The sequence below is a fragment of the Methylibium sp. genome (assembly GCF_031393925.1).
Lineage (GTDB): Bacteria > Pseudomonadota > Gammaproteobacteria > Burkholderiales > Burkholderiaceae_C > Methylibium.
On the sequence record NZ_JANMWL010000121.1, the window covers coordinates 1 to 21,803 of the forward strand.

At 67.9% G+C, this 21,803-nt stretch carries 22 protein-coding genes and 1 pseudogene; 11 read left to right on the forward strand and 12 right to left on the reverse strand.

All coding sequences use genetic code 11. From position 1 onward, the window contains the following. A partial coding sequence (locus tag RMO12_RS06985) for an ATP-binding protein (RefSeq protein WP_309638730.1) occupies window positions 1-1,220 on the reverse strand: 1,220 nt, incomplete at its 3' end. Window positions 1,221-1,330: 110 nt separating this feature from the next. Here RMO12_RS06985 and RMO12_RS06990 point away from each other — a divergent pair. The 7 genes from RMO12_RS06990 to RMO12_RS07020 all read left to right on the forward strand — a co-directional run bounded on the left by RMO12_RS06990 (window position 1,331) and on the right by RMO12_RS07020 (window position 7,297). Further along, the gene (locus RMO12_RS06990) at window positions 1,331-2,068 is read left to right on the forward strand and encodes a class I SAM-dependent methyltransferase (RefSeq protein WP_309638731.1); all 738 of its coding nucleotides are present in this window, start codon (window positions 1,331-1,333) and stop codon (window positions 2,066-2,068) included. A gap of 63 nt (window positions 2,069-2,131) precedes the next feature. Next, window positions 2,132-3,376 (forward strand): MFS transporter, encoded by a 1,245-nt coding sequence (locus RMO12_RS06995; protein WP_309638732.1) that lies wholly within the window; start codon window positions 2,132-2,134, stop codon window positions 3,374-3,376. 8 nt (window positions 3,377-3,384) lie between these two features. After that, a complete protein-coding gene (locus RMO12_RS07000) occupies window positions 3,385-3,513 on the forward strand; it encodes a hypothetical protein (protein ID WP_309638733.1) in 129 nt (42 codons plus the stop codon). A 129-nt stretch (window positions 3,514-3,642) separates the two neighbouring features. Then, window positions 3,643-4,206, forward strand: a complete 564-nt coding sequence (locus RMO12_RS07005; RefSeq protein ID WP_309638734.1) for a methyltransferase domain-containing protein — start codon at window positions 3,643-3,645, stop codon at window positions 4,204-4,206. A 62-nt stretch (window positions 4,207-4,268) separates the two neighbouring features. Next, a complete protein-coding gene (gene dapA, locus RMO12_RS07010) occupies window positions 4,269-5,150 on the forward strand; it encodes a 4-hydroxy-tetrahydrodipicolinate synthase (RefSeq protein ID WP_309638735.1) in 882 nt (293 codons plus the stop codon). Window positions 5,151-5,271: 121 nt separating this feature from the next. Then, window positions 5,272-6,438, forward strand: coding sequence for an outer membrane protein assembly factor BamC (gene bamC / locus RMO12_RS07015; RefSeq protein WP_309638736.1), 1,167 nt, complete (start codon window positions 5,272-5,274; stop codon window positions 6,436-6,438). A 79-nt stretch (window positions 6,439-6,517) separates the two neighbouring features. Further along, window positions 6,518-7,297 (forward strand): MBL fold metallo-hydrolase, encoded by a 780-nt coding sequence (locus RMO12_RS07020; protein WP_309638746.1) that lies wholly within the window; start codon window positions 6,518-6,520, stop codon window positions 7,295-7,297. Window positions 7,298-7,393: 96 nt separating this feature from the next. Here the strand turns inward: RMO12_RS07020 and RMO12_RS07025 are convergent, their stop codons facing one another. From RMO12_RS07025 to RMO12_RS07035, 3 genes are all read right to left on the reverse strand, one after another. Continuing rightward, complete coding sequence (locus tag RMO12_RS07025) at window positions 7,394-7,645, reverse strand: hypothetical protein (protein WP_309626149.1); 252 nt, start codon at window positions 7,643-7,645, stop codon at window positions 7,394-7,396. A 142-nt stretch (window positions 7,646-7,787) separates the two neighbouring features. After that, on the reverse strand, window positions 7,788-8,285 hold the full coding sequence (locus RMO12_RS07030) for a hypothetical protein (RefSeq protein WP_309638737.1): 498 nt from the start codon (window positions 8,283-8,285) through the stop codon (window positions 7,788-7,790). Further along, window positions 8,282-9,427 carry a JmjC domain-containing protein gene (locus RMO12_RS07035; RefSeq protein WP_309638738.1) on the reverse strand — a complete coding sequence of 382 codons (1,146 nt, stop codon included), beginning with the start codon at window positions 9,425-9,427 and terminating at the stop codon, window positions 8,282-8,284. Before RMO12_RS07035 ends, RMO12_RS07030 begins: the two co-directional genes overlap by 4 nt. Before the next feature lie 25 nt (window positions 9,428-9,452). On the opposite strand from RMO12_RS07035, the gene RMO12_RS07040 reads away from it, so the two are divergent. Then, window positions 9,453-9,974: an FKBP-type peptidyl-prolyl cis-trans isomerase gene (locus RMO12_RS07040; RefSeq protein WP_309638739.1), complete on the forward strand. Its 522-nt coding sequence runs from the start codon at window positions 9,453-9,455 to the stop codon at window positions 9,972-9,974. Window positions 9,975-9,994: 20 nt separating this feature from the next. Here the strand turns inward: RMO12_RS07040 and dut are convergent, their stop codons facing one another. Next, window positions 9,995-10,444 (reverse strand): dUTP diphosphatase, encoded by a 450-nt coding sequence (dut, locus tag RMO12_RS07045; protein WP_309626145.1) that lies wholly within the window; start codon window positions 10,442-10,444, stop codon window positions 9,995-9,997. 3 nt (window positions 10,445-10,447) lie between these two features. Beyond that, window positions 10,448-11,683 carry a bifunctional phosphopantothenoylcysteine decarboxylase/phosphopantothenate--cysteine ligase CoaBC gene (coaBC, locus tag RMO12_RS07050; protein WP_309638740.1) on the reverse strand — a complete coding sequence of 412 codons (1,236 nt, stop codon included), beginning with the start codon at window positions 11,681-11,683 and terminating at the stop codon, window positions 10,448-10,450. 121 nt (window positions 11,684-11,804) lie between these two features. On the opposite strand from coaBC, the gene RMO12_RS07055 reads away from it, so the two are divergent. Next, window positions 11,805-13,184, forward strand: a complete 1,380-nt coding sequence (locus RMO12_RS07055) for a cytochrome ubiquinol oxidase subunit I (RefSeq protein WP_309638741.1) — start codon at window positions 11,805-11,807, stop codon at window positions 13,182-13,184. Further along, complete coding sequence (locus RMO12_RS07060; protein ID WP_309626142.1) at window positions 13,181-14,176, forward strand: cytochrome d ubiquinol oxidase subunit II; 996 nt, start codon at window positions 13,181-13,183, stop codon at window positions 14,174-14,176. Before RMO12_RS07055 ends, RMO12_RS07060 begins: the two co-directional genes overlap by 4 nt. A 105-nt stretch (window positions 14,177-14,281) precedes the next feature. Here the strand turns inward: RMO12_RS07060 and RMO12_RS07065 are convergent, their stop codons facing one another. The 5 genes from RMO12_RS07065 to RMO12_RS07085 form a co-directional block, all read right to left on the reverse strand. Further along, window positions 14,282-14,581, reverse strand: a complete 300-nt coding sequence (locus tag RMO12_RS07065) for a hypothetical protein (RefSeq protein ID WP_309626141.1) — start codon at window positions 14,579-14,581, stop codon at window positions 14,282-14,284. 12 nt (window positions 14,582-14,593) lie between these two features. Further along, window positions 14,594-14,848, reverse strand: coding sequence for a MoaD/ThiS family protein (locus RMO12_RS07070; protein WP_309638742.1), 255 nt, complete (start codon window positions 14,846-14,848; stop codon window positions 14,594-14,596). Between the two features lie 35 nt (window positions 14,849-14,883). After that, complete coding sequence (locus RMO12_RS07075) at window positions 14,884-16,329, reverse strand: FAD-dependent oxidoreductase (RefSeq protein ID WP_309638743.1); 1,446 nt, start codon at window positions 16,327-16,329, stop codon at window positions 14,884-14,886. Between the two features lie 78 nt (window positions 16,330-16,407). Then, on the reverse strand, window positions 16,408-18,255 hold the full coding sequence (locus RMO12_RS07080; protein WP_309638744.1) for an aldehyde ferredoxin oxidoreductase family protein: 1,848 nt from the start codon (window positions 18,253-18,255) through the stop codon (window positions 16,408-16,410). A 10-nt stretch (window positions 18,256-18,265) separates the two neighbouring features. Further along, on the reverse strand, window positions 18,266-18,745 hold the full coding sequence (locus RMO12_RS07085) for a 4Fe-4S dicluster domain-containing protein (RefSeq protein ID WP_309624522.1): 480 nt from the start codon (window positions 18,743-18,745) through the stop codon (window positions 18,266-18,268). A 357-nt stretch (window positions 18,746-19,102) separates the two neighbouring features. Here RMO12_RS07085 and RMO12_RS07090 point away from each other — a divergent pair, with 357 nt between their 5' ends. After that, window positions 19,103-21,184 carry a sigma-54-dependent Fis family transcriptional regulator gene (locus RMO12_RS07090; RefSeq protein ID WP_309638745.1) on the forward strand — a complete coding sequence of 694 codons (2,082 nt, stop codon included), beginning with the start codon at window positions 19,103-19,105 and terminating at the stop codon, window positions 21,182-21,184. A 113-nt stretch (window positions 21,185-21,297) separates the two neighbouring features. On the opposite strand, the pseudogene RMO12_RS07095 reads toward RMO12_RS07090, so the two are convergent. Next, window positions 21,298-21,803, reverse strand: a pseudogene (locus RMO12_RS07095) (hypothetical protein); the annotation flags it as partial.

Genomic DNA, 21,803 nt, shown 5'->3' on the forward strand with positions numbered 1-21,803 from the left:
TTCTGGCCGGCGCGCTGGCGCGCCTGCGCCTGGCGGATCACCAGCTCGGCCAGCCTGCGGCCGTGCTCGACATGCTGGCTCAGCCACAGCTCGAAGGCCGGGCGCACGTAGGTGGACACGAGCCGCAGCGCGTCGCGCGAGTTCAGGCGCTCCTTGGTCTGGCCCTGGAACTGCGGGTCGAGCACCTTGGCCGAGAGCACGAAGCTCGCCCGCGAGAACACGTCGTCGGGCATCAGCTTCACGCCCTTGGGCAGCAGCGCATGCAGCTCGATGAAGCCCTTGATGGCTTGAAAGAGTCCGTCCTTCAGGCCCGCCTCATGGGTGCCGCCGGCCACGGTGGGAATGAGGTTGACATAGCTCTCGCGCACGGCGCTGCCGTCGTCGGTGAAGGCCACGCACCAGGCGGCGCCCTCGCCTTCGGCGAAGTTCTCGGTCTCGCCTTCCTCGGCATAGAGCGCGCCTTCGAACAGCGGCACCACCGGGTCGGCCGCGAGCGACTGCATCAGGTAGTCGCGCAGGCCGCCCTGGTAGAGCCAGCTCTGCGTCTCGGCGCTTTTCTCGTGCGTGAGCGTGACGGTCACGCCCGGCATCAGCACCGCCTTGCTGCGCAGCAGGTGCATCAGCTCGGCCTTGGGCAGCTCGGCGCTCTCGAAGTACTTCGCATCGGGCCAGACGCGCACGCTGGTGCCCTGCTTGCGGTCGGCCACTGTTGCCTTGCGGGTGACCACCGGCTCGACGACGTCACCGCCGCTGAAGGCAATGTTGGCGACGCGGCCATCGCGAAACACGGTGACGGCCAAGCGCGTGGACAGCGCATTGGTCACGCTCACGCCCACGCCGTGCAGTCCGCCTGAGAAGCTGTAGGCGCCGCCCGAGCTTTTGTCGAACTTGCCGCCGGCGTGCAGCCGCGTGAACACGATCTCCACCACCGGCAGCTGCTCTTCGGGGTGCAGGCCGAAGGGGATGCCGCGGCCGTCGTCGTCGATGCCGATCGAGCCATCGGCGTGCAAGCTCACGGCGATGCGCGTGCCATGCCCGGCCAGCGCCTCGTCGGCGGCGTTGTCGATCACTTCCTGCACGATGTGCAGCGGGGTTTCGGTGCGCGTGTACATGCCGGGGCGCTGCTTCACGGGCTCCAGCCCCTTGAGCACGCGGATGGAAGCCTCGACGTAACGGACCGGCTTGCCGGAAGACGACGATGAGAGGGGTTTGCTTGCCATGGCGGCGGATTCTAGGAGTCGACCCGTGGCAGCCAACCGCGCCCCGACGAATAGACTGCCGGCTGCCTGCGCGCATCTGCGGCTTCAAGCTCCACCGACAAGGCTTACGCATGAACGACCTGGAACGTTACTTCCGCGACAACACCGGCAACCTGATCCACAAGTGGCATCACTACTTTGAAATCTACGACCGGCACTTCGCGCGCTTTCGTGGCCAGGAGGTGCATGTGCTGGAGATCGGCGTGTTTCAGGGCGGCTCGCTGCAAATGTGGAAGCAGTACTTCGGGCCCGGTGTGCATGTCCACGGGGTGGACATCAACCCGGCGTGCAAGACGCTCGAAGAAGAGCGCGTCAGCATCCATGTCGGCGACCAGGAGGACCGCGCCTTCCTGCGTGCAGTGGCGGCGTCCATGCCGCGCATCGACATCGTCATCGACGACGGCGGCCACACGATGAGCCAGCTGCGCTGCAGCTTCGAGGAGCTGTTCCCGCTCGTCGATGCCCACGGCGTGTTCCTGACCGAGGACCTGCACACCTGCTACTGGCGCGAGTTCGGCGGCGCCTATCGTGCCCCCGGCAGCTTCATCGAGTACAGCAAGAACCTGATCGACCAGCTGCATGGCTGGCATTCCAGGCAGCCCGAGCAACTGTCGGTGTCCGACTTCACGCGCAGCGCGCACTCGCTGCACTACTACGACAGCATCCTGGTGATCGAGAAGCGCCCGATCGAGGCGCCGATGCACAGCAAGACGGGCAGCGCACGCCTGCCGCCGTTCGAGCCGCCGCAGCGCAAAACTTCCGTGCAAGGCGCCGCGCGTGGCCTGCTTTCACGCGTGTTTCGACGCTGACGCCTCACGGCGGCTCGCGCGCGCCACGCGAGCTGCCTGAAGGCGCATTCGTACAGTCTTTTCATGACCGCTCTGCCTTCCTCCACAGCCCCGACGCACACCTTGTCGATGACCCAGGTGCTGGTGTGCAGCGCCGCGATCGTCACCCTGTCGATGGGCATCCGCCACGGCTTTGGCTTGTGGCTGCAACCGGTGACCATGGACCGCGGCTGGACGCGTGAAACCTTTGCGTTCGCGATCGCGATCCAGAACTTGACGTGGGGTCTCGTCGGCCCGTTCGCCGGCATGCTGGCCGACCGGCTCGGCGCGTTTCGCGTGCTCGTGATCGGCGCCGCGCTCTACGCCCTGGGCCTGATCCTGATGGCCTTCGCAAGCTCGGGTCTGGCCTTCACCGGCAGCGCCGGGCTGCTCATCGGCATGGCGCAGGCCGGCACCACCTACGCCATCGTCTACGGCGTGATCGGGCGCAACGTGGCGACTGAGAAGCGCTCGTGGGCCATGGGCGTCACGGCAGCGGCTGGCTCGTTCGGCCAGTTCCTGATGGTGCCGCTGGACAGCTGGCTGATCTCGAGCCTGGGCTGGCAGCAAGCGCTGGTCCTCACCGGCTGCCTGGCGCTGGCCATCGTGCCGCTGGCGCTCGGGCTGAAGGAGCCGAAAGCGACCGTGAGGCCGGGCGCGGTGCATCAAAGCATCGGCAACGCCGTGCGCGAGGCCTTCGGCTACCGCAGCTTCCAGCTGCTGATGGCGGGCTACTTCGTGTGCGGTTTCCAGGTCGTGTTCATCGCCGTACACATGCCGAGTTACCTGAAGGATCACGGCCTGTCACCGGAGGTGGCGACCGTGGCACTGGCGCTGATCGGCCTCTTCAACGTGGTGGGCACTTATGCGGCCGGCACACTCGGGCAGCGCATCGCCAAGTCCCACCTGCTCGCGGGCATCTATGCGCTGCGATCGCTGGCGATCGTCGCTTTTCTGCTGCTGCCGCTCACGCCGATGTCGGTCTACATGTTCTCCGGCGCGATGGGCCTGCTGTGGTTGTCGACCATTCCGCTGACCAACGCCGTGGTGGCGCAAATCTTCGGCGTCAAGCACTTCTCGATGCTCGGCGGCTTCGTGTTCCTCGCGCACCAGATCGGCAGCTTTCTCGGCGTGTGGCTGGGCGGCAAGCTCTACGACTCGACCGGCAGCTACGACGTGGTCTGGTGGATCGCGGTGGCGCTCGGCGTGTTTGCCGCACTCATCAACCTGCCGGTGCGGGAAAGCGCGATCGAGCGCGGCGCGCCCGCGCCTGCGCCTGCGGCCGCATGATGCGAGCCATGCGCCACCCGCCCAAGCCTCTGCTGCTCTGGTCCGCCGCCCTGACGACGTTGGCGGCCGTGTTCATGGCCTACCTGCAGCCCGGGCTCGTGGTCGACCTTGCCAACCGCGTGTGGAGCTGTTTCTGACCACGCCCTGCCGCGAGCACCCGTCGCCATGAGCCCGCACGGCCGCCACGGCCACGAAGGAGCCACTTGCGTGGCCCTCGGCGGGTGCTCCCGCTCGTTGGCCCAGCGCGCAGCGCGAAGGCTGCCTCCATGAGCGCACCGCACGCGGCTTTGGCGGCCTCGCCCTGGGTGCTGCGCTGGTCGGCGCTGCTGGCGCCGGCGGCCCGCGTGCTCGATGTCGCCTGCGGCAGCGGCCGCCATGTGCGCCACCTTGCGCTGCTCGGCCACCGCGTCACCGCCGTGGATCGCGATGCGCTCGCGCTCGACCCTTTGCGCTCCTTGGCCGACGTGGTGGTGGCCGATCTCGAAGCCGGCACCTGGCCGTTTTCGACCCAGCGCTTCGACGCCGTCGTGGTGACCAACTACCTGTGGCGCCCCTTGCTGGCAAGGCTCGTCGAGAGCGTCGCACCGGGCGGCTTGCTCATCTACGAGACCTTCGCGCTCGGCCACCAGAGCGTGGGCAAGCCCTCCAACCCCGACTTCCTGCTGCGACCGGGTGAATTGCTCGACGCGGTGCGCGGCGAGTTGCGCGTACTCGGCTACGAAGACGGCTTTGTCGACACACCAGCGCGCTTCGTGCAGCGCATCGCCGCGGTGCGCGAAGCACCGGGCGTTGCGACAGCGCCGACGTCACCACCGCGTTATCTCCTGTAGGGCAGCGGCCGGGCCGTCGGCGCGGCTGGCTAAAATCGCCCGATTCCACGGATACCCTGGTCATGAAACCCATTGTTGGCAGCATCGTCGCTCTGGTCACGCCGATGCACGAAGACGGCAGCGTCGACTACCCGACGCTGCGCCGTCTGATCGACTGGCACATCGCCGATGGCAGCGACTGCATCGGCGTGGTCGGCACCACGGGCGAGTCGCCCACCGTCAGCCCCGAGGAGCACTGCGAGATCATCCGCGTGGCGGTCGAGCACGCCGCCAGGCGCGTGCCGATCATGGCCGGCGCCGGCGCCAATTCCACGCGCGAAGCCATCGAGCTCAGCCGCTACGCCAAGCAGGTCGGCGCCGACTGCACCTTGCAGGTCGTGCCTTACTACAACAAGCCCACCCAGGAAGGCCAGTACCGGCACTTCAAGGCCATTGCCGAGGCGGTCGACATTCCGGTCGTGCTCTACAACGTGCCGGGCCGCACGGTGGCCGATATGCTGCCCGAGACCGCGCTGCGACTCGCGCAGGTGCCCGGCATCATCGGCATCAAGGAAGCCACTGGCGACATCGAGCGCGCGGCCTGGTTGATCAAGCAAGCGCCCAAGGGCTTTGCCATCTATTCCGGCGACGACCCGACCGCCATTGCGCTCATGCTGCTGGGCGGCCACGGCAACGTCAGCGTGACGGCCAACGTCGCGCCGCGCGCGATGCACGAGCTGTGCATGGCGGCGATGGCCGGCGACGCCCGCCGCGCCACCGAAATTCACATGTCGCTGTTGCCGCTGCACCGGCAACTGTTTTGCGAGCCCAACCCGATCCCGGTCAAGTGGGCCTTGCATCGGCTCGGGCGCTGCGGCGCCGCGCTGCGCCTGCCGCTCGTGCCGTTGAGCGAGAACTTGCAACCGGTGGTCGAGCAGGCGCTGCGCGACGCTGGCTTGATGTGACGCCTTGACTGCGAATTTGCGCGCTTTGACCGCGTCCGATCCCTCTTGTGGGCCGCTCCAGCGGCCCGGCCCCGACCGAACCCCGGAGAACACCCTCGTGAGCCCACGTTTCCCCTTACCCGTGCGACTGCTTCCTGTCGCCCTGAGCGCCGGCCTTGCCGCCTGCACCACGCTCACCAGCACCCTCGAAGGCGACACGGTCGACTACAAATCCACCAGCGCCCGCTCGGTGTCGCTCGAAGTTCCGCCCGATCTGACCCAGCTTTCGCGCGACACACGCTTTCAGCCCAGCAGCGGCACGATCAGCGCATCGACGCTGCAAGCACCCGCGACGGTTGCAGCAGCGCCGGGCGCTACGGCGGGCGCCGGCAGCGTCGCACCCAGCCAAGTGGGAGCGGTGCGCATCGAGCGTGCCGGCACGCAGCGCTGGCTGGTGGCGCAGCAGACGCCCGAGCAGCTCTGGCCTCAGCTGCAGGCGTTCTGGCAGGAGCGCGGCTTCCAGCTCGAGACCGAGCAACGCGACACCGGACTGATGGAAACCAACTGGAACGAGAACCGCGCCAAGCTGCCGCAGGACTTCATCCGCCGCACCATCGGGCGCGTGTTCGAAAACGCCTACGACACGGGCGAGCGTGACCGCTTCCGCACGCGCCTGGAGCGCGGCGCGAGCGGCGGCACCGAGATCTACATCAGCCACCGCGGCATGGTCGAAGTGGTAACCGGTGGCGCATTGAAGGAAGGCACGGTCTGGCAGCCGCGCCCCGCCGACCCCGAACTCGAAGCGCTGATGCTCACGCGCCTGATGGCCAAGCTCGGCGGCAAGGAAGAGCAGGACAAGGCGGCGACCGCAGCCACTGCGGCCGCCGCTGCCACGCCAACGACCAGCGCCGCCACCGCAGCGCCCGCGACGCGCGCCCGCTTGCTCGGCGGCGCGCCAGGCAGTGGCCTGCAGATCGACGACAGCTTCGAGCGCGCCTGGCGCCGCGTCGGCCTGGCACTCGATCGCAGCGGTTTCACCGTCGAGGATCGCGACCGCGCCCAGGGCCTGTACTACGTTCGCTACGTCGATCCGGCGCAGGCGACCAAGAGCGCGCCGGGGTTCTTCAGCAAACTCTTCGGCGGTGGCAAGGATGCGTCGCAGGGGAGCCTGGCTCGGTACCGCATCGCCGTGACGGGGCAGCAGCCGGCATCCACCACGCTGGTCACGGTGCAAAACAGCCAGGGCGCGCCCGAAACCAGCGACGCCGCGCAGCGCATCCTCGAACTGCTGGTGACCGATCTCAAGTGAGTCGGACCGACGCGCGCGATTCGACCCGACCCGCTTCGTGCGGGGTTCCTCCGAGCGCATCACGGCGCACCCCGCCGTGATGCGCTTTTGCAGCCTGGGCAGCGGCAGCACCGGTAACGCCACCCTGGTCGAGACGGTCGATGGCGCGCGCACCACCCGGCTGCTCATCGACTGCGGCTTCACGCAACGGGAACTCGAGGCGCGGCTCGCGCGCGTCGGCCTCGACACCTCGCGGCTCGACGCGCTGTTCATCACCCACGAGCATGGCGACCACATCGGCTGCGCACTCGGCGTGGCGCGCAGGCACCGCGTACCGTTGTGGATGAGTCGCGGTACCTGGCGCGCCCTCGGTGCGCCCGAACTCGACGACGGCTTGCTGCACTTTGCGCGTGACGGCGAGGCGATTGACATCGGCACCCTGCGGCTCGCACCCTACACGGTGCCGCACGACGCCGCCGAGCCTTTGCAACTGTGCGTCGATGATGGCCGTGCGCGCCTGGGCGTGCTGACCGACGCAGGCTCACTCACCACCCACCTGCTGGCGGCCCTGCAGCGCTGCGACGCGCTGCTGCTCGAATGCAACCACGACCGCGCCATGCTGGCGGCGTCGAGCTACCCGGCGTCGCTGAAGGCGCGCGTCGGCGGCCGTCTCGGTCACCTCGCCAACGACAGCGCCGCAGAGGTGCTGGCCGCGTGCCGCCACGACGGGCTGCGTCACGTAGTGGCGGCCCACCTGAGCCAACAGAACAACCAGCCCGCACTGGCCGCCGCGGCGTTGGCAACGGTGCTCGGCACGGCCGCGGACGACGTCGTCATCGCCAATGCGCGCAGCGGCTTCGGCTGGCTCGATCTGCACTGAACCCAAGCAAGACGCGCAACAAAAAGCCGCCCCGAGGGGCGGCTTTTTGTTGAACCAGTCAAATCTGGCGGCGCCAGGGCGCCGGCCAGCCGACCTTTACTTCATCGCGGCCGAGGCAGCACCGGCAGCAGCGGCAGCAGCCGCGTCAGCGGCGCCCGCGGCGGCAGAGGCCGCACCGGCAGCGGCGCTGGCAGCTGCATCAGTGGCCGGCGAAGCCATCGGCGCAGCGGCGGGCGGCGTGGTGACGGTAGTGTTGGTCGTGGTCGACGCAGGCAATTCGTTTTTCTTGCCGCAGGCGGCAAGAGCAGCGGCAGCGATCAAGGTGGCCAGCAGCAGGGATTTTTTCATCATGAGGTCCTCTTCGAAGGGGTCAAACAAACCGGTTGGGGCGGAACTCGCCATGTCAAGCGCAAAGTTCCAAACAAGACATGGAAAGCTGGGGCATTCCGCGCCTAGCCAGCGATTGTAAGCGACCGATCAGTGCATACCCTCACAGACCCAAGGTCGTGACCGGAAAACTCTCCTCCGCTCGTTGCGAAAGCGCATCAAGCAGCTGATGACAGGGCGCCAGCTCCGTGGCCGCACGATGAATGCGCCCGCGATGGCGGTCGCGGTCGTGCAGGCGAACGGCCGTGAAGCCGGGCACGAACAGCAGGCTGGGTACGCTCGGCGCCTCTTCCTCGTGAACGAGCAGGCAGCGCACGATGTGCGACCACTGGCGTCGCCACTCCAGCCATCGCGCAAAGCGCGTGCCCAGCACCGTGTAGTCGGCCGCCAGGAGGGTGAGTCGCCGCTGCGAATGGGCCCAGCGGCCCAAGGCGTCGAGCACCGGCGCCTGCGCCAGCGGCCAGTCGGCGAAGTCGGGATCGCAGAGCCACAGCTGTTGCGCGCCGGACGTGGCGGCCTCGTCCAAGGCCGCAGTCAGTGCCCGGTGAAAGGCCGCGCGGCCGTCGATGATGTCGTTGCCAGATTCAGTCGAGTCGCTCATTCGGATGATCCTGCGGTCACCAGCAGCCAGCCGTCTTCGGCCCATTGCGTAAGCAGCTCACGCGCCGCCGCGCTGGCGCGCGCGAGGTCGCGCGCACCCAATACGCGTCCGTCGGCGAGGCGACGCATCAGCGTCGCGTCGCGCCCCGCGGCGCGCCACGCTTCGCCGTTCACGAACACATGGCTATCGTCATACATCATGCGCGTGCGCGGATCGAGCCGCACGCCGGCCTCGAGCGATCCGGCGTCGCCCGGGGCGAACCAGACGCGTGGCTTGGGCTCGGTCAAGGCCTCGCCGAGCGCCGCTGCCAGCGCGTGCGGCTCGCGCAGTGCGCGACGCACCGCGTCAAAGGCAAACGCCTGCAATGACGCCGGTATGCGCCCAGGCGCGGCAGTCGCCGGCTGCGACGGGTCGCGGTAGAGCAAGCGCGGCGCGCCGTCGTCTGTCTCGAGCAGGCGGCCGAGCATTTCGCGCGCCAACTCGGCGCGGGCCGGCGCACGAAAACCGATCGAGGCCGTCATGCACTCGCCCTCGGCCACGCCCTCGTGCCCCCAGCCGGGCGGCAGGTAGAGCATGTCGCCTGGCTCGAGCAGCCAGTCTTGTTGCGGTTTAAAGCGAGCCAGCATCTTCAGCGGCACATCGGGCTCGAGCGTCGAGTCGCCGGGCGGCGCAACGCGCCAGCGGCGCAGGCCCTGCACCTGCAGCAGGAACACGTCGTAGGAATCGACATGCGCTCCGACGCCGCCACCGTCGCTGGCCCACGACAGCATCAGGTCGTCCAGGCGCGCCTCGGGAACGAAGCGAAACCGCGACAACAATTCGCGCGCGGCTGGCAAATGCAGGTCGAGCCCCTGCAGCAGCACCGTCCAGCCGGGCTGCGCCAGCGGCGGCAGCGCACGGCGCGGCAAGGGTCCCTGGCGCAGCAACCAGTCGCCACCGGCGCGGCGCACGACCAGGCGCGATTCGACCTCGTCGCTCGCTGCCAGTGCAAACAGCGCCGCACGCGAGACAAGCGGCTCGATACCGGGCAGCGCCTGGCGAATCAAGAGCGGTTTTTTCTGCCAGTGCCGGCGCATGAAAACGCGCGGGGAAAGGCCGCCCAGCAGCGGCGTGCAGAGGTCAATTTCGGGCGTCTGTGGCATGCATTCATTGTGCGATCATCAATGCATGCAGATCGTCTCTCCGTGCGTTGTCAGTCTCATCTGGCGGCTTGAAGATGCCCACGGCCAGCTCATCGACGAGCTGGCCGAGCCGGTCGAATTCTTCGTCGGCGGCGACGACTTGCTCTCCAAGGTGGAAGAGGCAGTGCTCGGCCAGGACGAGGGTTTCGAGGCGACCTTGCATCTCGAGCCGGAGCACGCCTTTGGCGAGTACGACCCGGCCCTGGTGTTCTTCGAGGAGCGCGGCGTGTTCGGCGAGCACATCGCCGAAGGCATGCAGTTCGACGGCCTGCCTGAAGGCACCACCACGCGCGACCTACCGCTCGACGTCGTCTACACCGCCACCGAGGTCTACGACACGCATGTCGTGCTCGACGGCAACCATCCGCTGGCCGGCATCGCCCTGGTGCTCGCGCTGAAGGTGCGCGACGTGCGCGAAGCCAGCGAGGAAGAAATCGAACAGGGCTCGGTCGCTCAGACGGCAATCACGGTGCTGAGCGCCGCGGCGCCGTCCTCGCAGCTGCATTAGCGCGCTGGCGCGGGCCCTTTTCAGCCTTTGCCGGTCGAGCCGAACCCGCCCGCACCGCGCTGTGAAGCGCCGAACGCGGTGACCACGCGAAACGCCGCCTGCACCACCGGCACGATCACCAGCTGCGCAATGCGCTCGAGCGGCTGCACGGTGAACGCCGTGTCAGCGCGGTTCCAGCAGCTCACCATCAACGGGCCCTGGTAGTCGGAGTCGATCAGGCCCACCAGGTTGCCCAGCACGATGCCGTGCTTGTGGCCCAGGCCCGAGCGCGGCAGGATCATCGCCGCCAGGTTCGGGTCGCCGATGTGGATGGCCAGGCCGGTCGGGATCAGTTGCGTGTCGCCCGGCTCCAGCACCAGCGGCGCGTCGATGCAGGCGCGCAGGTCCAGGCCGGCGCTGCCGGGCGTTGCATAAGCGGGGAGCTGGTCGGCAAGCCGGGCATCCAGCACGCGAATATCGATGGTGGTCATGGCTCAGGTGCCACCGCGCTCAACGCGACGGCGCGCGATCTCGGCCACCAGCGCGCGGGCGAGCGTGAGCTTGTCGGCCGTGCCGCCCCCGGCGGGCAGCGTCTGCTCGCCGTGCGCGTCGACCAGCAGCAGCGCGTTGTCATCGCGGCCGAAGGTGGCGGGGCCGAGGTTGCCCACCACCAGCGGCAGCTTCTTGCGCTCGAGCTTGGTGCGGGCGTGCACGGCCAGGTGCTCGCTCTCGGCCGCGAAGCCGACGCAGTAGGGCGGCTCCGGCAAGGCCGCCACGATGGCGAGGATGTCGGCGTTTTCGGTCAGCTCGAAGACCGGCGGCTGCTTCTTGCCGCCCTTCTTGATCTTGTGCTCGGCCAGCCGCGCGGGCCGCCAGTCGGCCACGGCCGCGGTGGCGATGAAGATGCCGTGCAAGGCCGCTCGCGGCAGCACCGCCGCAAGCATCTCCTGGGCGCTTTGCACGTCGATGCGCGTCACGCCGCGAGGCGTGGGCAGGTGGACCGGCCCAGCGACCAGCGTGACGTCGGCGCCGGCCTCGCGCGCCGCGCGGGCCAGCGCAAAACCCATCTTGCCGCTCGAACGGTTGGTGAGACCGCGCACCGGATCGATCGCCTCGAAGGTGGGGCCGGCAGTGATCAGCACGCGCTCGCCGGCCAGTGGCTTGGGCGAGAGGAAGGCGATCACGTCTTCAAGCAGTTCTTCGGGCTCGAGCATGCGGCCGTCGCCGATCTCGCCGCAGGCCTGCGCGCCGCTCGAGGGGCCGAGCAGCACCGCACCATCGGACACCACCTGCGCGGCGTTGCGCTGCGTGGCCGGGTGCGCCCACATCTCTCGATTCATCGCCGGCGCGAGTAGCAGGGCACAGCGCGCGAGCGGCCGCGCCAGGCACACGAGGCCGAGCAACTCGGCGGCGCGGCCCTGCGCCAGTTGCGCCAACAGGTCGGCACTGGCCGGTGCGACGAGCACCGCGTCGGCGTGACGCGTAAGGTTGATGTGCGCCATCGCGTTGGGTTCGCGAACGTCCCACTGGCTGGTGAGCACCGGCTCGCCGCTGAGCGCCTGCATCGTCATCGGCGTAATGAACTGCTGCGCCGCGTCCGTCATCACCACCTGCACGCGTGCGCCAGCCTTCACGAGCAAGCGCAACAACTCGGCCGCCTTGTAGCAGGCGACGCCGCCGGCCAAGCCCAGCACGAGGCGCTTACCGGCGAGATCCTGGCGGTCGTTCATGGACGCGGGGCAGTGGGTGAGGCGGGCGAATTATCGCGTCGAGCGGAGGGCTCTCATCAACGGTATCGGCGACGGTAGCGCTACAGTGCCCTGTCGCCGTTCTGGAAAAGGAAATTTCTCGATGGATGCCCTCGTACTGGCCCGCATGCAGTTCGCAGCCAACATCACTTTCCACATCCTGTTCCCCACCATCAGCATCGCGCTCGGCTGGCTGTTGCTGTTCTTTCGTTGGCGCTGGCTGGTCACCCACGACAACGCCTGGCTCAACGTCTACCGTTTCTGGACCAAGGTGTTCGCGCTGAGCTTCGCGCTCGGGGTGGTGAGCGGGATCACCATGAGTTTTCAGTTCGGCACCAACTGGCCGGGCTTCATGGAAAAAGCCGGCAACGTGGCCGGACCGCTGCTCGCCTACGAGGTGCTGACCGCGTTCTTCCTCGAGGCGGGTTTCCTTGGCATCATGCTGTTCGGCCACGGCCGGGTCAGCGAACGCATCCACCTGATGGCCACGTTCTTCGTGGCCTTCGGCACCACGATGAGCGCCTTCTGGATTCTCGCGCTCAACTCGTGGATGCAGACACCCGCGGGGCACGAGATTGTCGACGGTGTATTCCACGTGACGAGCTGGGCCGAGGTGTTGTTCAACCCGTCGTTTCCCTATCGCTTCACGCACATGCTCATCGCCTCGGCGCTGACGTGCGCGTTCCTGCTGGCCGGCGTGAGCGCCTGGCAGTTGCTGCGCGGCTCGGCGCGCGCGTCGGCCCTGCTCGGCCTGCGCACCGGCCTGACCTTGGCGGCGCTGCTCATCCCCGTGCAGATCTTCGTCGGCGACCTGCACGGGCTGAACACGCTCGAGCACCAGCCGCAAAAGATCGCGGCGATGGAGGGCGTATGGAAGACCGAGAAGGGTGCGCCGCTGCTGCTGTTCGCGCTGCCCGACGACGCGGCACGCAGCAACCGCTTCGCGCTCGCCGTGCCCGGCCTGGCGAGCTTCATCCTCACGCATGACTTTGCCGGCGAGATCAAGGGCCTGGACGCATTTCCGGGCGCGCATCCGCCGGTGCTGCCGGTGTTCCTCGCGTTTCGCGTCATGGTCGGCATGGGCATGTTGATGCTGGCGGTGAGCTGGGGCGGTTGGTGGCTGGCGCGCCGCGCCGGCTGGCAGGCCGAACGATTGCCGCGCGCGCTGCTGTGGGTGCTCGCCGCGATGACCTTCTCCGGCTGGGTGGCGACGGTGGCGGGCTGGTGGGTCACCGAGATCGGCCGCCAGCCCTTCATCGTCTACGGCCTGCTGCGCACCGCCGACGTGGTGTCGGACGTTCCTTCCACCATGATCGCCACCACCCTGGCGATGTACATCACGCTCTACGTCGCGCTCATCCTGGCTTACGTGAGCGTCATCAAGTACATGGCGGAAAAACCCGAACAAGTGACCGCTACCGACGCGCTCGACCAGGTCGAGCAGCGCAAGGCCGAAGTGCTCGGGACGGGAGCGCGAGCATGAGCTTCGACGAATCGCTCCCGGTGATCTTCATGGCCCTGATGGGCGTGTCGATGCTGGTCTACGTCATCAGCGACGGCTACGACCTCGGCGTGGGCATGCTGATGCCGCGCGCCAGCGCCGCCGAGAAGGACACCCTCATCGCCTCGATCGGCCCGTTCTGGGATGCCAACGAAACCTGGCTGGTGCTGGGCATCGGCATTTTGCTGGTGGCGTTTCCTAAGGCGCACGGCCTGGTGCTGACCGAGCTGTATCTGCCGGTGACGCTGATGCTCTTGGGCCTGACCTTGCGCGGCGTCGCGTTCGACTTTCGCGTCAAGGCAAAGGCCGCCAGGAAGCCGATGTGGGACCGCCTGTTTTTCGCCGGCTCGATGCTCGCGTCGGTATCGCAAGGCTGGATGCTCGGGCGCTACATCAGCGGCTTCGGCACCGGCTGGAACTACCCCGTCTTCGCCGCCGCCATTGCGCTGGCACTACCGGCCGCCTACGTGCTGCTCGGCGCCTGCTGGTTGATCATGAAGACCGAGGGGCCGCTGCAGGAAAGGGCGATTCATTGGGCTCGCCAGGCATGGTGGCCGGTGGTGGTGGGCATGGGGCTGATCTCGGTGGCCACGCCCTGGATCAGCCAGACGGTGCGCGAGCGCTGGTTCTCGCTGCCCGAGTTCATCGCGTTGATGGCCATTCCGCTCATGACCGCGGTGGCGCTGGGCACCACGCGCCTGGTGCTCGGGCGAGCAATCGTGCGCGGACCGCTGTGCTGGCTGCCCTTCGTGCTGTTGATCGGCATGTTCGTGCTCGGCTTCCTGGGCTTGGCCTACAGCATCTATCCTTTCGTGGTGATCGACCGACTGACCATCTGGCAGGCGGCCAGCAGCCCGGCGGCGCTCAAGGTCATCCTGATCGGCGTCTGCATCTCGGTGCCGGCGATCGCCGCCTACACCGTGTTCTCTTACCGCGTTTTCCACGGCAAGGCGACCGAGCTAACGTACGCGTGAGGCGACGGCTCCTTAGGTGCGTCGCGATTGGGCCGCCCGTTCGGCCAGTCCATGCCCGCAGAGCCGGAACCCGTGCATGCCCGCTGAGGCGGGCATGCACGGGCCTCACCCACCGCCGCGCTGCGTGTACAGGTCGAAGTAGCGCATGAAGCGCTGGCGGGATGCCTCGGCAAGCCCCTCGAAGCGAAATCCGACCGCCAGCCGCGGCATGCGCATGAGCGCGATCTGCCGCGACGGCAGGGGCGACCAGCGCAAATGCAGCGCACCTTCATCGATGGCGACCGTGGCGGTGCCGCCATCAATGGCCAGCGCATGGGCAGCGCAGGCGCCCGGCAGCCAGCCGAGCCATTCGGCCTCGGTGCAACCCATGTCTCGCTCGAAAGCTTCAGCGTAATAGGACTGCATCGGCCCGCCGCTTCAACCGCCCGCCACCGGCGGCCAGATCGCCAGCACGTCGCCTTCTTCGAAGGTGCGCGTGGCCCGGTTCGGCGGCGCGATGTAGTGCCCGTTGACGAGCACCAGATGCACCAGCTTCATCGGCAGGCCGTACGGAGCGATCACATCGGCGATGGTGGCGTCGCTCGCCACCTCCAGCTCGACTCGGTTGCCGTAGCGCGCCTGGGCAGGCAGGTAGTCGGTCAGCGTGGCGTAGAGCTTGAACGTGATCTTCACCTTGGCAAGTGTCGCAGCTTGGACCGTTGCTTCCATCACCGCGCCCGCGCTTGGGTCTGCGCCCAGTGCTCCTGCGCCTGGCCCTGCGCGATGTAAGCCTCGGCCAGACACGTCGGGTCGGCGATCAACCGCGCGCGCCATTCGCCCAGCCTGACCTTGCCCTCGACCAGGCCGCGCATCACGCCCACATGTTCGGTCCAGCCGATGCTGTTGCAGCCGACCAGGTGCTCGTCATCGAACTGCAGGCTCAGGTGCTTGAAGCCGTCCTGGTCGGTCAATTCGGCCTGCTCGCCACCCGGCACGCCTTGCCAGTCGCCGAAGCTCGCAGAGATGAGGCCCAGGGTGTCTAGCACATTGATCTGCGTCACGCGCTGCAGCACGGCGCCGCGGCCGAGCATGTTCATCGCGGCCACATAGGCCTCGTCGGCCGCGTTGGGTTGGATCGCGCTGATGACGCGCTGCCGGGTGGCCAGGTCGTAGGCTTCGGCGCAGTCGCCGGCGGCGAAGATGCCGGGCACGTTGGTCTGCAGCCGCTCGTCGGTCAGCACGCCCTGGCCGCAGTCGATGCCGGAGCCCTTCAAGAAGGCGACGTTGGGCTTCACGCCGGTGGCGCTGATCACGAGGTCGGCGTCGAGCGTCTGGCCATTGGACAGACGCACGCGCATCGGCCCCGGCGCGCCGTTGGCCGATGCCGCTGCCGGCGTGGCAGCCACCACCGGAGTCGGTGCCGGCTTGTTGTCGCCAACGCCGAAGAACTCGGCGATCTTGCCCAGCAAGCCGCCGCCGCTGGCTGACGTGCTCGGGGCAGCTGCGGCGGAAGTCGTCGCGCCGTGCCGGGCCGCGCCCGCTGCCTCGATCGCCTCGACGCGTGTGCCGGTGAAGACACGCACGCCCTTCTTCTCGCACCAGGTCTTGATCATGTTGCCCGCGGTCGGGCCCATCATGCGCGGCACCATCCGGTCGCCCATTTCGACGACGGTGAGCTCCACGCCACGCGCGGCCAGCGACTCCATGATGATGCAGCCGATGAAGCCGGCGCCCATCTGCAGCACCTTGGCGCCGGGCTTGGCGAGCTGTTCGATATGGCGCGCGTTCTCCAAGGTCCAGCACGGGTGAACGCCCGGCAGGTCCATGCCCGCAATCGGCGGGCGCACCGGCTGCGAGCCGGTGGCGATGAGCAGGGTGTCGAAGCCGACGATGTTGCCGTTGCCGAGCGTGACCGTGCGGCGTGCGGCATCGACGCTGGTCGCGCTCTGCTGAACGTGGGCGATGTTCAGTCGCTGCAGGTGCGCATCGTCGCGGCGCAGGTAGGTGCCGCTTTCGTCGACGCGGCCCACCAGCAAGTAGGGAATCGCCATGCGCGAATACGGCGGCTCGAGCTCGTCGCCGACGATCGTGATGGTGTCGTAAGGCGCGTGCTTGCGAATCGTCTCGGCCGCGATGACGCCGGCCGGACCTGCGCCCAGGATGAGGTGTCTCATCGTGCTCTCCAAGGAAAAAATGAGAAAGGGCGGATCAAGTCTCCTCGTCCGCCCTGCCCCTTGCGGGAAATTGACGACTTACAAGCCGAGTCGCGCGCGCGTCTCGGCCTTGAGCGTGCCGTCGGCGTGCCAGCCGCGCGCTTCGTAGTACTGCGGCAGCATTTCGGGCAGCTTGTTAACCAGGCCCTTGGCCGGCCCGGTTTTGGCCGGCTCGGTCAAGAGGCGTTTGGGCAAGGTGTCATCCTTGGCCGTGAAGCCGGCGCGGTTGTTGAAGTCGCGCTCCATGTTCCAGACGCGCTCGCCGATTTCGTTGAGCTTCTCCAGTGTGAACTCGTCGCCGCAGGCTGCCGCGAGCTGCGGCTGCACGTCGGCCAGGCCCCAGGCGAAGCTGGTGAAGACGCAGATGCCGGCCGAGTCGAACACCGCCGTCGCGTCCTGGAAAGCCTTGACCAGCTCGGGCTTGCCTTCGGCAACCAGCGGATCGGTCTTGACCGGAATGCCCAGCACTTCGGAGGCCACGGTGTAGCCGCGAAGGTGGCAGGCGCCGCGGTTGGAAGTGGCGTAAGCCAATCCCATGCCCTGAATGGCGCGCGAGTCGTAGGCCGGGAACTCCTGGCCCTTGACGCTCATGGAAAGGTCGGGGTAGCCGTACTTCTTGGTCAGGCGGGCCGAGCCCATGCCGATTTCCTTGCCGAAGCCTTCGCCATTGGCGGTGATCTCGGCAAAGTGAACCAGCGCGCGGGCCGAGCCAAAGGGCGCGTCGGTGCCGAGTTGCTCCTTGGTGAGCACGCCCATCTCGAACAGCTCCATCACCGCGCCAATCGTGGCGCCGAAGGAGATCGGGTCCATGCCCTGCTCATTGCACAGCATGTTGGCGTATTGCAGCGCGTCGAGATCGTTCACGCCGTTGGCATTGCCCAGCGCCCATGCGGCTTCGTACTCGAGCCCGCCCGAAGCGCCCCAGTACTGCGGCTTGTTCTCGACCGAGAAGTGCCCCTGGTCGATCTTCTGGATGCGCCCGCAGGCGATGGTGCAGCCGAAGCAAGCCTGGTTGGTGACCAGCGGCTTCTTGCCGTCGGTCTTGCGCGGCGTGGCCATTGCTTCGGCCGAAATATCCTTGGCGCCCTCGAACTGAACGTCGCGGTGGTTGCGCGTGGGCGACGCGCCCATCTCGTTGATGACGTTCATCAGCACCTGGGTGCCATAGGTCGGCAGGCCCTGGCCGGTGACGGCGTTGTCGGCGAGGATCTTCTTTTTCTCGAAGGTGACCCGCATGAACTCCTTGGGGTTGGCGATGTTGCCCACGCCCTTGGTGCCGCGCACGGCAATGGCCTTCAAGTTCTTGGAGCCCATGACGGCACCGACGCCCGAGCGGCCGGCAGCGCGGTGCAGGTCGTTGACGACGGCGGCATACAGCACGCCGTTCTCGCCCGCCTTGCCGATGCTCGACACGCGCGTGAGCGGATCCTGGTGCTGCTTCTTGATGATCTCTTCGGTCTGCCACACGCTCTTGCCCCACAGGTGGGCGGCGTCGCGCAGTTCGGCCTTGTCGTCTTCGATGGAGAGATAGACGGGCTTGGCAGACTTGCCTTCGAAGATGACCATGTCCCAGCCGGCGAACTTGAGCTCAGCGCCCCAGTAGCCGCCGGAGTTGGAGCAAGCGATCGCGCCGGTGAGCGGGCCCTTGGTCACGACCGTGTAGCGACCGCCAGTGGAGGCCATGGTGCCGGTCAGAGGGCCCGTGGCCCAGATGATCTTGTTCTCGGGCGACAGCGGGTCGACCTTGGCGTCGATCTCCTCGGTGAGGTACTTGGATGCCATGCCGCGCGAGCCTAGATAGGCGCGCGCCCAGTCCATTTTGAGCGGCTCGGACGTGACCGTGCCCTTGGTGAGATTGACGCGAAGAACTTTTCCTGCCCAAGACATATTTTTCTCCTCAAGCCGCGGCGGCGTTCTGGTTGCCCAACTTCTCGGCCCAGGCGGACATTTTGTCCAGACCGGTCCAGTTGGCGTCGACATAGGTGATCGCGCCGGTGGGGCAGGCCTCGGCACAGGCCGGCTCGCCACCGCACAGGTCGCACTTCTGTACCTTGCCGGTTTCCTGCACGTAGTTCACGGTGCCGAACGGGCAGGCGATGGTGCAGACCTTGCAGCCGACGCACGTGGTTTCATTGACGATCTTGGCGCCGGTCATCTGGTCGATCGTGATGGCTTCGACCGGGCAGGCATGCAGGCACCAGGCCTCGTCGCACTGCGTGCAGGTGTAGGGCACCTTGCGCCCGGTATGGTGGAAGTCGAACACCTTGATGCGCGACTTGCTCGGTGCGTAGACGCCGTAGTTCTCGAACGAGCAGGCCATCTCGCATTGAAGGCAGCCGGTGCACTTCTCGGGGTTGATGTGGAGGGTCTTCTGCATGGCTGGATGTCTCCTGATCGGGGGGATCGAATTGTCAGCGTTCGGGCAGGCGCGACGCGGCATGCGAAGCCCTTCACTGGACGGAATATGGTGTGGACTATGCAGCGCCGTTCATATCCGGGAAATCCCCTGTGACGAATGCTGCCCACGGCATAGGGGGACTTGCTCCCATTCCGAGGAAAAAACAATCGGGAAGTCGCCGTTGACAGGGTTGCTGCGAAATTGAACATTCCCCTCCCATCTCTTAGCATCCGCTTCGCGCTGGGTTCTCCTGCGCATCCGACAGGTGTTCGCAGCCGTACACCGTGTCGACAAGAGACGAGCCGCCGCTGGCGGCTTCATGAAAAGGATGGCTCGATGTCCACGCCGACCCCGCACTCCACCCTGACCGCCGCCCGTCGCCGCCGCGACGAAGCCGCGCAGCGGCCAATCGCCAGCGCCTTGCCGCTCGACGGCGAGCATGTGCTGTCGATCAACGAATCGCATGAACGCTGCGCCGCACTCGGTTTATCACGCATCGGCGCGCCCGACTATTCGCCCATCACCCGCTCCGACTTCGCCCTCACGCGCGAGCGCAACCGGCGCCTGTTCTCACATGCCGCCCCGGTGATGGAGCTGCTGTTCGAGCAGATCGCCAAGACGCAGAGCATGGTGGTGCTGACCGACGCGCAAGGCACCATCCTCCATTCGATGGGCGACGAAGACTTTCTCGAGAAGGCCGCCAAGGTGGCGCTCGCGCCCGGCGTCAATTGGGCCGAATGCACCAAGGGCACCAACGGCATGGGCACGGCGCTGGTCGACGAGCGGGCGGTGCTGGTGCATGCCGACGAGCACTTCATGCACGCCAACCACTTCCTGACCTGCCAGGCCTCGCCGATCCTCGACCCGCGCGGCAACATTCTCGGCGTGCTCGACGTCTCCGGCGACCGCCGCGGCTACCACCAGCACACCATGGGGCTGGTCAAGATGTCGGCCCGCATGATCGAAAACCACTGGCTCAACGACGACTTCCGCGACGCGCTGCGGCTGCACTTCCACAGCCGCGTCGAATTCATCGGCACGCTGATGGAAGGCATCTTGGCGGTCGACCACGATGGCCGCATCCTAGGCGCCAACCGCAGCGCGCTCGACCTGCTGGGCCTGTCGGGTGCGGCGCTGCGCATGCACACCGTGACCAGCCTGCTGGGCATGCCGATGGGCGCGATCATCGACCACGGCCGCCCGCCGCTGGCCGCACCCATGCGCATGGCGCTGCCCAACGGGCACGTCGTGCAGGTGCAGGCACGCTGCAACTGGCCGCTGTGGCACGGCGGCTGGGCCGCAACGCCGTCGCTCGATGAATCGAATACGACCAGCGCGACCGCCGCGCCCGAGCCGGCCACGGGTGACGCGCGGGCGCCGATCAGCCGTGGGGCAAAGGTCGCCGAAGACAGCACCGAGCCAGCGACACCGGCGGCGCCGAGTTTTGCGGACCTGCAGACCGGCGACGCGCAGATCGAAGCGGTGATCAACAAGCTGCGCCGCGTGGTCGACCGCGACATCCCGGTGCTCATCCTCGGCGAAGCCGGCAGCGGCAAGGAGATGCTGGCACGCGCCATCCACCGGGAGTCGCGGCGCGCTCTGCTGCCCTTCGTCGCCGTGCAATGCGCCTCCACCCCCGAAACGCTGCTCGAGACGGAGCTGTTCGGCTACGCCGAAGGCGTGTTCCCCGGCGTGCGGCGCAAGGGCGCGGTGGGCAAGCTGGTGAAGGCCAGCGGCGGCACGCTGTTCCTCGACGAAGTGGGCGGCCTGCCCGCCGGCCTGCAGGCGCGGCTGCTGCACGCGCTGCAGGACAAGCGCGTCACGCCGCTCGGCGCGGTGCAGCCGGTCGAGATCGACGTGGCCCTGGTCGGCGCCACCGACCGCAACCCGCGCGAGCTGGTCGATACCCACAGCATCCGCGAAGACCTCTACTACCGCCTCAACGGCCTGGCCGTGAAGCTGCCCCCGCTGCGCGAGCGCACCGATCTGCGCACGCTGGTGCGCCGCATCCTGGCCAACGAGGGTGCCGCCGCGCCGCAACTCGTGGCCTCCGACGTGCAGAGTCTGCTCGAAGGCTACGACTGGCCGGGCAACCTGCGCCAGCTCGCCAGCGTGCTGCACACCGCGGCCGTCATGGCGGCCGGCGAGGCGACGATCACCCGCGAGCATCTGTCGGACGACTTCCTCGACGAGGCCTCGCAGCGCCAGGTCGCGGGCAACCAGGCGGCCGCCAACGAGCCCGCACCCGGCCACCCCACGCTGCCGGGCGCGTCCGGCGGCACGCTTGAAGAACTGGAGCGCGAAATGATCCGCCAGGCGGTCGACGCCGCCGACGGCAACATCTCGGTGGCTTCCAAGCGGCTGGGCATCAGCCGCAACACCATCTACCGCAAGCTGCGCTGGCGCACCGCTGCCTGAACGCAGCCGCCACCGCGCGCCGCGTTCAGGGCGCACCGGGGTGCGCGCGGCACCTTCGCGTCCATTGAGTCGCTGCAATCACAGCCGCGCTGTCCGCCTCCCGTTGCAATGATTCAGCGCACTGGAAGGCGCGACGAGCGCCGCGCCTGCAGATCGGCGACCCACTCGCGCGCCGCCGCGAGCAGCGCCGGCAAGAGCAGCGGGTCACTCATGCGATGGCCGGCGTCGACGGCGCAGTGCGCGCGCGCATGCGGCGCGCTGGCCGACAGCGCCGCGGCCACCGCGGGGTCGCAGGTCGCGTCGCGCCCACCCCAGGCCAGCGCCACGGGCACGTCCAGCGCCGCGAGGCGAGCGCTCGGCTCGTTGCCAAAGTGCAGCCAGGCGAAATGCGCATGCACGCGCCACGCGGCTTGCAGGGCAAGGCTGGCCGGCGCCAGCTTTGCCGCCTCGAAGACCAGCCCGCTGGCCGCCACGCCGTCGGCCGCGGACTGGGCATCGTCGTAGGCCGACCAGACGCGCGCCAGGCGCTCGTCGAGGCCGGCATCGCTCCCCGAAATACCCGCTGTACCAGGACGCAACACCTCGGGCGTCGCGCCTTGATACAGCCGCTCGGCCGCAT